The sequence below is a fragment of the Streptomyces sp. NPDC051214 genome (assembly GCF_040682375.1).
Classification (GTDB): domain Bacteria; phylum Actinomycetota; class Actinomycetes; order Streptomycetales; family Streptomycetaceae; genus Streptomyces.
In genome coordinates this window covers 13,034-26,042 of sequence record NZ_JBFBAT010000017.1, presented here as the reverse complement: position 1 = coordinate 26,042, position 13,009 = coordinate 13,034, and the positions used below count along the sequence as shown (strand labels likewise).

The following is a 13,009-nucleotide window of genomic DNA, read 5'->3' as shown; positions in this document are numbered from 1 at the left end:
TACGGGCCCGGCCTAATTCGTGCCGATCTTCGCAAGGAGGTCCACGATGCGGCCCTGCACCTCGGTGCTCGTCGACCGCTCCGCGAGGAACAGCACCGTCTCCCCCGCCGCGAGCCGCGGCAGCTCCGTCTCGTCGACGGCGGCGGTGTAGACGACGAGCGGGGTGCGGTTCAACTGGCCGTTCGCCCGCAGCCAGTCGATGATCCCGGCCCTGCGGCGACGCACCTGCATCAGGTCCATCACCACCAGGTTCGGCCGCATCTGCGCCGCGAGCGTCACCGCGTCCGCGTCGCTCTCGGCCCGCGCGACCTGCATGCCACGCCGTTCGAGCGTCGCTGTCAGGGCGAGCGCGATCTCCTCGTGCTCCTCGATGAGCAGGACGCGCGGCGGGTGCTGCTCGCTGTCGCGGGGCGCGAGGGCCTTCAGGAGTACGGCGGGGTCGGCGCCGTACGCCGCCTCGCGCGTCGCCTGGCCGAGGCCCGCCGTCACGAGCACGGGAACCTCGGCGGCCACGGCGGCCGTGCGCAGGGACTGCAGGGCCGTACGCGTGATCGGTCCGGTCAGCGGGTCCACGAACAGGGCCGCGGGGAACGCGGCGATCTGGGCGTCGACCTCCTCGCGGGAGTTCACGATGACGGGACGGTAGCCGCGGTCGCTCAGCGCCTGCTGGGTGGTGACGTCGGGCGCGGGCCAGACGAGCAGACGGCGCGGGTTGTCCAGCGGCTCGGGCGGCAGTTCGTCGTCCATGGGCTGCGGCTGGGGCCGGTTGGCGACCTCGACGGCGCCGCCGGGGCCGTCCAACGGCTCCGGGCCCTCGTCGGCGTTCTCGTCCGGGGCGCCGATCGCGTACGCGCGGCCCGCGCCCTCGCTGGAGGACGCGATACGGGACTGCGGGTGGGCCTGCGCCTGGGGGTGCGGGCGGGCGGCGGCCTCGGGGCGGTCATCGCCCGCGGGAGCGGGGGGAGTGGACAGCCTGCGCCGCCGCCCCGAACCTCCGACGGAGCCACCGAGGGACCCGCCCTGGGTTCCGCCGAGGGCGGGGGACTGCGCCTGGCCGGGAGCTGCGGGGGCCGCGGGAGCCGCGGGAGCCGCGGGTGCCGCCGACTGGGCGGGCGCCTGCTCCGGGAGCGGTCCCGCGCTGGGCGGCTGCGGGGCCGGAGCGGGCTGCTGAGCCGGGGGAACCTGCTGAGCCGAAGGAGCCTGCGGAGGCTGCGGTGCTGTCACCGGAGCACTCGGAGCACTCGGAGCACCCGGAGCTGCCGGAGTACCCGGAGCCTGCCCCCTCTGAAGCCCGAGGCGCCGCTGCTGCTGCTCCGCGATCTGCTGGCCGAAGGGCACGCCCTGCCCCAGCGTGCGCACGCTGATCGCGCGCCCCTGCGTCGAGTTGGGGTCGCCGGGCGCCGACTCGGCGGGCAGCGGCTGCGCGGCACGCCCGCCCTGGGTCCCGCGCTCGGGCGGGAGCGCGACACCCCTGCCGGGCGTGTGGACGCCGCGCGCCGGAGTGCCTTCGGCGTACGTCGTGGGCTGCGAGGGAACACCGGCGGGCGGCGTACCCTGCGCGCCCCCCGCAGGTCCGGCGGGCGCGGGCGCGGCGGGAGCAACAGGCGCCCCCGGCGCGGCAGAAGCGGCGGCAGCGGCACCGGGCACCGCCCCCTGCCCCAGCCCCTGCTCAAGCCCCTGGCCCTGACCCTGCGCCGGACGCGACCGGCGGCGGCCCGTCGGGGCGTCCGCGGGGTGCGGCTGCGGCGGGGTGTGGTCGTCGGCCGGGTGGTGCAGGGCCGCTTCGTGCTGCCCGGTGTCGTCCTGGTCCGCGGAGGCCGGCGGCAGCGCGAACACGCGCCCGCTGGGAGCCTCCTCGGCGGCGGCCCGCTCCTTGGCGGCGGCCAGCGCACGGCGGCGCCGTCCCGTCGGACGGGGCGAGCCCTCGCCCGAGTCACCGGCGACCGCCACAGCCGTCCCGGCCCCGGAAGCACCGGCCCCGGAGACACCGGCCCCGGAAGCGTCGCCCGAAGGCAGAGCGGGCGGCAACGCCAGCTGGTCGTCGTTCCGTCGAGCCCGCTGCCCGGAAGCAGGGGCCACCCCTCCCGCGGGAACCGGCACGCCCTGCGGCGGCACCGTCTCCCCCAGAGCCGCGGACCCGGCAGCATGCTCGGCAGCCGTCACGACGGAGCCCACGGAAGTCACCGAACTCCCAAGGCCCTCCGCGGCGCTCGGCCGGCCTCGCCGCCGCCCCGTACCGCCGGCAGCCTGCGTACTCTCGACCAGCGCCGACGCCACCGGCACATCAGCCGAAGCTGAAGCCGAAGCCGAGCCCTCCGCAGTGGCCTGCACCTCGGCAGCCCCAGCAGCCGCCGCCGCTTCCGCAGCCCGCCGACCCCGACGCCGCCCGGTCCCACTGGGAGAAGCCGAGCCCCCCTCGGGGACGGCACCCCCCGAGGTCCCGCCGTCGGAAACCGAACTCTCCAGGAACGAGTCGACCGACGGCCCGGCAGCCCGCCGCGCCCGTCGCCGCCCGCCGCCCGTGGCGGGCGAAGCCTGCGCGGGCACCACGACCGAAGAGCCGACAGAACCGTCCGCGCCACGCGCAACCGCGGGCGCAGGCGCAACCGCCCCGCCCCCCGCACCGATCGGCACTTCGAGTACGTACGCGTTGCCGCTCATCCCCGGCACCTCGTGCGTCTGCAGCACGCCGCCGTGCGCCCGCACGATGCCCCGGACGATCGGTTCGTGCACCGGGTCTCCCCCGGCGTACGGACCCCGCACCTCGATGCGGACGACCTCGCCGCGCTGGGCCGCGGCCACGACGACCGTCGAGTCCACGTACCCACCGGGGGCCACGGCCGAAGGGGCCGCGCCGGCCCGCGCGTTGCCCGTGGCGTCGATGCCCGCCACGTCGGCGACCAGGTGGGCGAGCGCCGTGGCGAGCCGCCCCGGGTCCACCTCGACCTCGATCGGCGGCGCGTGCACCGCGAACTGCGCGCGTCCGGGCCCGATCAGCTCGACCGCGCCCTCCACGCCGCTCGCGACGACGGCGTCGAGCATGACCTTCGCGCGCGACAGCTCGTCCGCGCCCGAGTCGAGCAGCTGGAAGCCGAGGACATTGTCGACAAGGGTGGTGATGCGCGCATATCCGGCCGAGAGGTGATGAAGCACCTGATTCGCCTCGGGCCACAACTGCCCCGCGTCGTCCGCCGCGAGGGCCGACAGTTCGCGCCGCAGCTCGTCGAGCGGGCCACGCAACGACGAACCGAGCACGGCGAGCAACTGCTCGTGCCGCGCGGCCAGCGCGTCGTACCGCGCCTTCTCGCGCTCGGCGAGCTCCTCGAACCGGTCCTTCTCGCGCTCGGCCAGCGCCGCGTACCGCTCCTGCTCGGCGGCGATCTCCTCGGCGCGCTGCTCGGCGGCGGCGGCGAGTTCGGCCTTGTGCCGCTCGGTCGCCGCGCGCAGCTCCTCGGTGCGCCGCTCGGTCGCGGCCTGCATCTCCTGCGCGTGCGCCGCGAGGGCGGCCTCGTGCTCCTCGGCCAGCGCGTCGTACGGCCGCCGGTCGGTGAAGGTCATGACCGCGCCGACGAGCTGATCGCCGTCCCGCACGGGGGCCGTCGTCAGGTCGACGGCGACCCGGTCACCGCTCTTGGACCACAACACCTGCCCGCGCACCCGGTGCTTGCGCCCGGAGCGGAGCGTGTCGGCGAGGGGGGACTCCTCGTACGGGAAGGGCTCGCCGTCGGCGCGTGAGTGGAGCACCAGAGAGTGCAGGTGCTGCCCGCCGAGGTCGCTGGCCCTGAAGCCCAGTATCTGCGCGGCGGCCGGATTGACCAGGACGACCCGTCCGTCGGTGTCCGTGCCGACGACGCCTTCGGCCGCGGCGCGCAGGATCATCTCGGTCTGCCGCTGGGAACGCGCGAGTTCGGCCTCGGTGTCCACGGCGCCCGAAAGGTCCCGTACGACGAGCATGAGCAACTCGTCGCCGGTGTAGCCGTAATTGTCGTACGCGTCCCGGATGTCCTCGAGGTTCGAGCTGGTGACCTCGACGGGGAACTCGCTGCCGTCCGTGCGGCGCGCGACCATCCGCGTGGGCTTCGTGCGCCCGCGCTCGTCGATGGATTCGGGTCTGCGCATCGATCCGGGGATGAGCCGGGAGTCGAACTCCGGCAACAGATCGAGGAGCCCGCGGCCCACGAGGGCTGTGCCCGGTGCCTCGAACGCCTCCAGCGCGATCGCGTTCGCGTTCACGACGGTCCCGTTCGCGTTCACGAGGACCAGCGCGTCCGGGAGCGCGTCGAGTATGGCTGCGAGGCGAGCAGCGCCTCGGGATGGCCTGCTGCTCACGACGACGCTTCCTCCCTGGTTACTGCTGCTTGCCGACTCGCCCAGGCCATCTTGCCCCGCGGCCCGCGGCGTGTCACGGGAGGGAGTCTACGGGGAGTGGTTGTGCGCGCGACGCCGGATGAGAGGGAGGTCGCACGCAGAAGATGTGAGGCTTCCGTACCGCCTGGTCACGACGAGGTCCCGGCCGGGCGGATTCCGCCGTGGCCGGGAACCGATTCAGAAGTGGCCGGAAGTGGCCGGAAGGAGCCGGAACGGCTCTGCCGGAGTCAGGCGCCGGTCTCGGGCAGCACCGGGACGAGCCGGTTCCACCGGGAGATCTCGCATCCGTTGCTGCGGTTGTACGTCGCGTCGACGGGCCGCCCGTTCCACGTCCCGGTGATGTGCGCGGTGGCGGGGCCGCCGTACTGCATGGTGCAGTTCGAGTCGGCCGGCGTGGGCGCGAACGTGTCCCTGCCCCAGGTGCCCTCGTCGAGCTTCGCGCACGCGTCCTGTGCCTGCGGGTGCGTGCCGCCCGCCGGGTGGCACTCCAGCTCGAACGTCCCGTCCCGGCCGTTCCCGGTGTCGGTGACCTCCACCGTGAGCCGGTTGGGGGTCGACTCCGTCACCGGCGTCGGCAGGGGCAGCGGCAGCATGTCGGCCTGGGCGACGGCGGGCGCGACGGACAGCGCGGCGACGGAAGCGGCGGCGGTGAGGACGAGACGGCGCAGCATGACGGGGCTCCACTGGGTGCGGGGTACCGGGTACGCGGACACGTACGGGCTCTACGCGTCTAACGCCGTTGACGCCGTGACGTTGCGGGCACGGAGCCGTGGCGCGGAAAAGACGCTTTGCCCTGCGGGCCGCCCGACTAGTACCTTGGAAGCCGCGATTGGTGACACGCCGCCCGGCTGTGTCATCATCTGCAACGCACCCCCGCGCTCGCGCCGGGATGCAAGCTGGAGGCGTCGCCTAGTCCGGTCTATGGCGCCGCACTGCTAATGCGGTTTGGGACTTAAATCCCATCGAGGGTTCAAATCCCTCCGCCTCCGCTGCATGATCCGAAGCCCCGGTCCCGATGGACCGGGGCTTCGGCGCTTCCTCCCCGTGAGGAACGTTTCCGCAGGTCGCAAGCGGTGCGGCTAACGGATTTCACATGGCGGCGGCGGTCATGTAATGTTCTTCCTGTCGCCGCGAACGGGCCGAAAGGCCGGGGAGCGAAGACAGAAAAAAGAAAAATCAAGCACTCGTAGCTTAACGGATAGAGCATCTGACTACGGATCAGAAGGTTGCAGGTTCGAATCCTGCCGAGTGCACAGCAGACCAGAGGCCCCGTGGAGGAATCCACGGGGCCTCTGGCGTATGTCCTGACGGCAGTGTCTGACGGCAACCGCCGCCGGAAGGGAGTCAGACGGCCGCCGGGACACCGGCCGTACCGTCGTCATCGTCCGGATCGTTGCCGTCACCCCTCAGCGCATCCCCGACGCGATCGAAAGCGGATCGCTGGGAGTCGAGCCGGACGAAGGTGTAGATGTCCATGGTCACGCGGATCGAGCTGTGACCCAGGACTTCCATGATCATTCGAGCGTCGGCGCCCTGTTCGTGGAGCAGAGACGCGCAGGTGTGCCGCAGGTCGTGGAAGCGGACCTTGCGGACTCCGGCACGGACGCACAGCACCTCGAAGGACCGGTTGAGGTTGCGCGGCTCGATGGGGGTGCCGTTTTTGGTGGTGAAGACGAGGCCATGGCCCGTCCCCTTCCAGCTGCTGTCTGCGGCCTTCTTGTCGGCGATCTGCTGGGCCCGCTGGGCGCGGAGCGCCGTCACGCACTCGGCCGGCAGGGCCACGCGACGAGCCGAGCGCTGGGTCTTCGGGGCGACGATCAGCAGCTCACCACCGACCCGCTGGAGAGCCTGCCGGACGGTAAGGACACCTTCGTGAAGGTCCACGTCCGACCAGCGCAGCCCGAGCAGCTCCCCACGACGTAGGCCGATCCGGACGGCCAGCTCGTATGCGGCCCACAGCCGGTTCTCGCGGGCCGCCGCCAGGAGCAGGCGCCCTTCCTTGGCCGTGAGCGGTTCGATCTCGCGCTTCGTTCCCATGCTCAGCTCCACGTTCCGGGCCACGTTGCGCGGCAGCTCGTCTTCACGCACGGCGTGCTGGAGAGCGGCACGCAGGATCACCAGCAGGAAGCGCACGGTCCGATCGGACGGGAGTTTTGTGCAGCACTTGCCGAGGGCGCAGCAGCGCCGCTTGTGCTCCGGCCGCTTCTTGTCCTTGCCCTGCGCGCAGCACTGGCACGTGGCGGCCGTTTTCACCAGGAACGCCCGGATGTCGCGGGCGGTGAGCCGGACGAGCTTCTTCCTGCCGAACTCTGGAGTGACGTAGTTGCGGACGAGGGATTCGTAGTTGACGTAGGTCGTCCGCCGGACCTTCCCTCGGGCGACGTTCAGCAGCCAGTACCCCAGGTACTCGGCCACCGTCATCTTGCTGGTGGCCACCGGCGTGCCGTTGAGAGAGTCGGCCTTGAGCCTGGTCAGCTTCTCGTGCGCTTCGTCCCAGGTCTTGCCGTAGACGCTGCGCCGCTTGTACGTGCCGTCTGTCGTGAGCACGTACGCGCTGCCCTCCCAGCGCCCGTCTTTGCGCTGGTAGATGGTGCCCTCGTTGTTGGCATTCTTCTTCGGCTTGGCCATCAGGCGGCTTCCTGTTCGGTGCGAAGGGATACGTACGCGTCCACCGCGGCCTCGCTGATGCGTCGACAGCGGCCGATCTTGAAAGAGGCGAGTTCTCGGGAGCGGATCAGGTCGTGGACCTTCCAGCGACTGATGCCGAGGCGCGCGGCGACCTGGTCCACGGTGAGCACGGCCGTTGTCATGCGGGCGCCAGTCCTTCGTGCTTGATGCGTTGGGCGCGGATCACGTCGTGGCGGACCTGGGCGGCCAGGAGCTCTTCGCCGGGTCGGTAGCCACTGCTGAGGTAGGTCCACGAGGACGTGGTGACGAGGGTGGTGTTCTCGTCGTCGGCGGGCAGGCCAGCGCGAACCCGTGCAGCTTCGGCCTGGGCGGTGCGCCAGGCCCGGCGGACGTCGCGGAGGGCGCCGAGGGTGGTGGAGTAGGCACGGGACTTGCTGGAGAAGTGGCCTCGGAAGCCGAGCATGTGAGCCCACTTCCAGAGCTTGAGGTGGGCGAACTCGGGGAGATGGCCCAGCGCCCAAGCCGTGCGGATCATCTGCCGGGCGTGCTGCTGTACGGGCAGGCCGCTGAGGGGTTCGGCTTGGCCGGTGCCGTCGCAGTCCTCGCATAGGTCGCGGAAACCGTCGGGGCCGCGTACGTAGCCGCGTCCCGAGCAGGGGCGGCATACGAGGGGGCGATCAACGGTGCCTGCGCCTTCGGCGTTCTTGGTGGCGTACTTGGCGACGTATCCGGCGACCTTGGCATCGGTAAGTTCTCCGTCGCCCAGGGCGGAGATCTGGTCCACCTTGAAGCGGGCACCCCACTTGATGACGCGTTCGCCCACCGCGTCCGACTCGACGAGAAGACTGGCCCGCTCGACCGCCAGGCCGACAGCCGCGTGAAGGGCGTCGAAGGTGGCCCAGGCCGGAGGCGAGGTGGTGTGACCGTCGGGACCGTCGAAGCGGACGACCGCGTGGAAGTGCACCAGGCCGCGTTGCTGATACTCGGCAACCTTGGCGAAGGAGACGCGCAGGGCAGCGTTCAGTGCCTTCTGTGTCATGCCGAGGTGCTCGGCGAGGGCACGCCGAAGGTAGGTGGTGAAGCGTGCCCAGAGCGCCCCGGCATGAGCGTTCCACAGCACGGCGCCGGTGTAGTCGTAGCTTGCTGGACGCAGTGGTGTGCCGAGTTCGGGAGCGTCCTGCGGGTGGCTTGCGCCGCATGCGCAAGGGCGGGGCTTGCCCGCGTCGGTAGTGGTGCGGTTATGGACGGGGCCGAACGACGGGGCGGTGAGGGTGACGAAGGCACGGGGGTGGTCGCGGACGGTTTCGGCGACGCTCTTGCCGCCGGACAGTCCGGCCTTGATGAGGTGGTACGTGTCGGCGGCGTACACACGAGAGCAGGCAGGGCAACGGGAAACGCGGCGGTTGCCGCAGGTGGTCAGTAGGCGTCCGGAGGGCTCGTCCTCGGAGCGGTAGGAGCGGACCACTTGCTTGGTCGTCTGGTCGGTGGTGGCCGTCCAGCCGTGCAGGTTCACGGGATGAGTGCAGCCGCGCAGGTTGCGGACCTGTTCTGTGACGCGGTCGAAGTCGTTGCCGTTGGCGAGGGCGAGAAGGTCGCGGACGGCGGGGCTGATCACGTGGTGCAGGCCGATTTCGCGGGCCATGGCGTGCAGGTTTCCCTTCTGACGGGGCGGGCCGCCGGACAGCAACAGAGGGGGTTTGTTGCCGCCCGGAGGCATGGCGAACTGGGCCCGGTAGGGGAGGTACGGGAAGTGGGGCCGAAGTGCCGGCCGGAGGTCAGGCCGTCAGGGCGGCGTGCGCAGCCTTGGCCAGGGGGAGGCCGACGCCGAGCCGGGTCTTGAGCTGGGATGCAGTGATGGGCTGGCCGTGGGTGGCGGTGTGGTCAGCGGCGATCTCGCGTGCGGCTTCCAGGAGGCCCGGGGGCACCGGAGCGGCGGGGGCCGGGGCAGCGCCGGGCTGCGGCGTGGGTGCAGCCGCAGGGACTGCGGGCTGGATAGCTGCGGCGGGCGCGAGCGGTGCCGGTTGGTCCGGGACCGGAGCCGTGTCGGTCAGCGGCGTGGGGGATTCGGTCGGCGCATCGGCGGGGGTACTGACCGCGTGGAAGTGGCGCAGGAGAGCAGGACCGACCGCGCCCCAGCCGAGGAGGAGCAGCGGAGCTACGGCGTCCACGCAGGCGCGGCCGTAGTGCCCGGCGATGATGGGTTCGGCCACGTTCAGGGCGAGGGTGAAGAAGCCAGAGACGTGCATGAGGCGGGTCGCCGCCGTGAGTTCACTGGCCGGGACTCCGCGCAGGGACAGGTACCGCAGGGCCACGAGGAGGCCGACCACGGACAGGTCCACCATCGGGGCGATGAGCGGAGCGACCGAGCTGGGGACGCCGAGGCGCAGGGCGAGGCTCCAGACGTTGCCGAAGGAGAACACGAAGGCCAGCAGGGCGATGACAGCCATGACCGCGGTCACCGTGCGCTGCGTGATCCGGTCTTCCGACATGAGGGTTCACCTCCTTTCGAGGGTGTAGGGAGCAGGGCCGTCAGGCTGCTTCGGACAGATCCTTGGCCAGGTCCACGGGGTCTTGACCGGTGAGGCGTTCGAGGAGCTGCCCGGGGTCACGGGTGAGGTGCGCTGTCTCGGCAGCTATACGGGCGGCGTGCTCGTCGGCCACGAACGGAGTGCGGATGCGGACGAAGCCCGGGCGACCGTGGGCGTTCATGACCGCCACTCCCACATAGGCAGCGTCTTGGAGTGTGGCCGGGTTGGCCTCGGGCCACTGACGGATGTCGTCTCCGAGGGCGGCAACGGCGGCGTCGGCAGTCTTCTGGGCGAAGGACAGGCCGACCGGGCACACGTCCCTGATGAAGGTGGGGATGGCGTCGCCGGTGGTTTTCTGCGTGATGATCAGGGTCAGGAAGCCAAGGGCCCGCCCCTTCTTGGTGAGGTCCTCCACCAGGCGAGCGTTCTCGGCAGCCAGGGCGGCCAGCCGCTTCGTCTGCGCGTCAGAGCCCTTGTGATCGCGGAAGTACGTGTGGGCTTCATCGATGATGGTCACGATCAGCGGCCACTCTTCCGTGGGCCCGACATGCCAGAAGTTCTTGACGCCCCGGATCTGCTTCTGGCAGGCCGAGCGGGCACGACGAAGCTCGACCAGGCGCTTCAGCTCTTTGTTCGCTGCCTCCAGGTCGTCACCGACGAAGGCGAACAGCCGCTCTACAAGGTCGGCGTAGTCCCCCTCGTAGGCATGCGACACCTTGCCGTCGAACACGTTGAACTGCACGGCCGGTGAGGGGGCCCAGTCACAGATCAGACGATTGACCGCAGACGTCTTTCCGAAGCCGGGCAGGCCCGCCATCGTGATGCCGGGAACTTCCGACAGCGGCACACTGACGGGCATGCCGAACTCGTCCACTCCCAGATCCCACAGGGCGACCTTCTCCGGCGGGAGTCCTGAGGGGGTGTGCGTGGTCGAGGTGATGAGCGGGTCGACTCGCACCCCACGGATGAGAACCTGACCCGGCTTGTCCGGCAGGACCGAAACCCGAGTCATGCGCCACGCGTCGGCCAGGTACGGGGCTGCTTTCTGGAATTCCTTCAGGCCAACTTGCGGCAGGCAACTCGCCCGTACGATGACTCCGAACTCATCCGGGACGACCTTGAGAGTCGGCACCAGGACGCGGGGCTTGACGACCTTGTCACCACTGGCGAGGGAGGACACGGCAGTTGGCATCTTGTCGGTGACGGACAGGTTGACCATCGGCGCCAACCGTTTCCAGCCCCACCGGATGCGCACTGCCAGACGGATGCTGCGGCGCTTCATGGGCGTCGCCCGCAGGTAGCGGGACACCCACACCACCGTCCAGAGGGTGATCGCTATGAGGCCCAGCCAGACAGCGCCACTGACCCAGGTGAAGGCTTCGTTGATTCCGGTCATCACTTCGTCCTCGTGTCTTTGAGTTGGCCGCCAGGGCGGCAGCGTCCTGTCTCGCGAAGGAGAGAAGGCAAGCGCCGCCACCCTGGGATGTCGCGGGGTATGGGGCTTATGCCGCCGCAGACTCAGCGGCTTCTTGCGGGACCGCCGGGCCAGCGACCAGCTCCAGGGACGCGCAGCGGAAGGCGACGCCCTCCTGAAGGGAGTCGTTGAAGATCCGAGCCCACGGGATCGCGAACAGCTCGACCGGCTTCACGAAGCGACCGGGGTGAAGACCGTTCGGCAGGCCGCCCGCCGGAACGGTGATCTTCATTGCCTCCGCTCGGTCGTCTTCCATCAGGAAGAGCGTCACGACGAACATCGGCTGGCCGGTCTCCCGGTCCACGGCGCGCACGCCGTTCTCCTGGTCCTTCCACTTCGGCACCGGAGGAGTGCCGACCATGAAGTTCGTGGAGTCGAGCAGACCGACGCGGATGATGGTCATAGCCATGACAGATAGAGCCCTTCGGTTGGTTCTGCGGTCCGGGTCCGGCCGCTCCAAGAGGTAACCACGACAGCTAGGTGTACTGCAACACCTATGTGTTGGATGTTTGCTGCTACCCATGTGTTCCGTAGGTGAGGCAGGCGTAGCCGCCGTATTCTTGGGCCATGACGCTGCCCCTCGAAGACGACTCTCGACCGCCCTACGTGCAGGTGGCCGAGTACCTCCGCCGTCAGATCCAGAGCGGCGAGCTGAGTCCCGGGGACAAGGTCCCGTCCTCCCGCGAGCTCCAAGAGAAGTTCGGACTGGCCAGCGCGACCATCCAGAACGCGTTCCGACTGCTGAAGAGCGAAGAGCTGATCTACAGCGTCCAGGGCCGGGGCAGTTTCATCCGTCGCCCCGCCGCCGGCCTAGGGCCGGAGGGCGGGACAGAGGGACCGGAGTCGTTCGAGTCGGAGGGCGACGCTGCGGGCTTGGGCTCTAGGGTCGCGTCCCTTTCCGCCGAGGTTGCCGATCTGCGCGGCCAGCTCGGCGAGATGCGCGAGACGATGCAGAGCCTGTTGGAGCTGATGCAGCAGCTGAAGAGCGAAAGTGAAGGCGCCTAGCCTCCGCTCGCACTTGCTCCAGGAGCGACGCCAGTTCGGCGATCTCCACAGCGAGACGCGTCACTTCACCATCGAGTGCCGCTATCTCCGACTCGTCCACCAGGTCCCGCCCTTCGTTGCGCTGATCTGACTGCTCACGCCACCACGGATCACTAGCCCGTGGGATGCCCCGTCCCGCAGGGCGGTAGAGGACCTCACGTCCTCCCGCACCGCGGTGATGCGACTTGCTCTCGCGTCCCGTCACGCGCACCTCTCGGTAGCCCGCTTCAGCCATGACGCCGACGCTCGGTCCTTCACTTGCTACAGGTGTGGAGATGCCTTGTCGTGTGACAGTCCGGACCAACGAGTTCAGGAAAACTCGGAATGTCTGTGGATAGGTTCTTGCGATCCGGAGCACATAACGCCTCAAAAAGTGCCGAAGTGTCGATGGGTAGGCGGCGAGGAGCGGCCCGGGCAGCGAGCTGTCCAAAGTTTCTTTACTGGATCAAGGCGGCCCGCCTACGGCGGACCGCGCGCGCTGGCGGCCTGGGGCCGCCGCCGCTCCATGTCTCCGCCACCGCTGCGGCGGCCCCACGCCGCTCAGCGCGCAGCTTCGCCAGGGCTGACGGCGAGATCAGCAAGAAACCAGGCCGCCTCGAGCGCCAGGACCAGCCCGTCGCCCCCAGTCCGACCACGCCACTCAACCGTCCGACGCTCCAGGCCGCGGAGTCCACGGAGCCGCAGGCCGAACCCAGTTGCCATGCCAACTCGGCAACGCCAAGGTCGTACGGCGGTGCAGTCCGTGACGCATAGAAATAGCGTGGTCGAGGTCGGCCCGGGGTTGCTGGAGACATACGTGGCGGGTGCTCGTTTGCCCGCCCCGCCGCCGTGGCTGACTTTCGGTGGCTGAGGCCAGGGCGGGGGCCACGCCGACTGCACCGCAACATTGATTCCCTCCAACTCGATAACTGAGAGCGGGGGTTGAAGACGCACCCGCGTTCGAGCACGCCAATTGCCCCGGTACCAT

General features: G+C 70.2%; 10 protein-coding genes and 2 tRNA genes. 4 read left to right on the top strand and 8 right to left on the bottom strand.

Annotation, left to right across the window (positions count from 1 at the left end; all coding sequences use genetic code 11):
- Nucleotides 1-12: 12 nt before the first annotated feature.
- Both AB0M70_RS35225 and AB0M70_RS35220 read right to left on the bottom strand, forming a co-directional pair.
- Nucleotides 13-4,329 carry a PAS domain-containing protein gene (locus tag AB0M70_RS35225; RefSeq protein WP_365826698.1) on the bottom strand — a complete coding sequence of 1,439 codons (4,317 nt, stop codon included), beginning with the start codon at nucleotides 4,327-4,329 and terminating at the stop codon, nucleotides 13-15.
- A 266-nt stretch (nucleotides 4,330-4,595) separates the two neighbouring features.
- Nucleotides 4,596-5,081: an SSI family serine proteinase inhibitor gene (locus tag AB0M70_RS35220; RefSeq protein WP_365826696.1), complete on the bottom strand. Its 486-nt coding sequence runs from the start codon at nucleotides 5,079-5,081 to the stop codon at nucleotides 4,596-4,598.
- A gap of 185 nt (nucleotides 5,082-5,266) precedes the next feature.
- On the opposite strand from AB0M70_RS35220, the gene AB0M70_RS35215 reads away from it, so the two are divergent.
- Both AB0M70_RS35215 and AB0M70_RS35210 read left to right on the top strand, forming a co-directional pair.
- Nucleotides 5,267-5,357: transfer RNA gene (locus tag AB0M70_RS35215), tRNA-Ser, on the top strand.
- Nucleotides 5,358-5,548: 191 nt separating this feature from the next.
- Nucleotides 5,549-5,621 (top strand) — tRNA-Arg (locus tag AB0M70_RS35210).
- 91 nt (nucleotides 5,622-5,712) lie between these two features.
- Here the strand turns inward: AB0M70_RS35210 and AB0M70_RS35205 are convergent.
- From AB0M70_RS35205 to AB0M70_RS35180, 6 genes are all read right to left on the bottom strand, one after another.
- Nucleotides 5,713-6,996 (bottom strand): tyrosine-type recombinase/integrase, encoded by a 1,284-nt coding sequence (locus AB0M70_RS35205; RefSeq protein WP_365826694.1) that lies wholly within the window; start codon nucleotides 6,994-6,996, stop codon nucleotides 5,713-5,715.
- The gene (locus AB0M70_RS35200; RefSeq protein WP_266741402.1) at nucleotides 6,996-7,178 is read right to left on the bottom strand and encodes a helix-turn-helix domain-containing protein; all 183 of its coding nucleotides are present in this window, start codon (nucleotides 7,176-7,178) and stop codon (nucleotides 6,996-6,998) included. Before AB0M70_RS35200 ends, AB0M70_RS35205 begins: the two co-directional genes overlap by 1 nt.
- Complete coding sequence (locus AB0M70_RS35195; protein WP_365826691.1) at nucleotides 7,175-8,638, bottom strand: replication initiator; 1,464 nt, start codon at nucleotides 8,636-8,638, stop codon at nucleotides 7,175-7,177. Before AB0M70_RS35195 ends, AB0M70_RS35200 begins: the two co-directional genes overlap by 4 nt.
- Nucleotides 8,639-8,771: 133 nt before the next feature.
- Nucleotides 8,772-9,485 carry a DUF2637 domain-containing protein gene (locus AB0M70_RS35190; protein ID WP_365826689.1) on the bottom strand — a complete coding sequence of 238 codons (714 nt, stop codon included), beginning with the start codon at nucleotides 9,483-9,485 and terminating at the stop codon, nucleotides 8,772-8,774.
- 40 nt (nucleotides 9,486-9,525) lie between these two features.
- A complete protein-coding gene (locus AB0M70_RS35185; RefSeq protein WP_365826687.1) occupies nucleotides 9,526-11,001 on the bottom strand; it encodes a cell division protein FtsK in 1,476 nt (491 codons plus the stop codon).
- 25 nt (nucleotides 11,002-11,026) lie between these two features.
- Entirely contained in the window at nucleotides 11,027-11,407 is a 381-nt protein-coding gene (locus AB0M70_RS35180) for a hypothetical protein (protein ID WP_365826685.1), read from the bottom strand.
- Between the two features lie 158 nt (nucleotides 11,408-11,565).
- On the opposite strand from AB0M70_RS35180, the gene AB0M70_RS35175 reads away from it, so the two are divergent.
- Together AB0M70_RS35175 and AB0M70_RS35170 are read left to right on the top strand one after the other, a co-directional pair.
- Entirely contained in the window at nucleotides 11,566-12,003 is a 438-nt protein-coding gene (locus tag AB0M70_RS35175) for a GntR family transcriptional regulator (protein WP_365826683.1), read from the top strand.
- Nucleotides 11,990-12,133 carry a hypothetical protein gene (locus tag AB0M70_RS35170; RefSeq protein WP_365826986.1) on the top strand — a complete coding sequence of 48 codons (144 nt, stop codon included), beginning with the start codon at nucleotides 11,990-11,992 and terminating at the stop codon, nucleotides 12,131-12,133. The genes AB0M70_RS35175 and AB0M70_RS35170 overlap by 14 nt, the downstream gene beginning before the upstream one ends.
- Nucleotides 12,134-13,009: the final 876 nt, after the last annotated feature.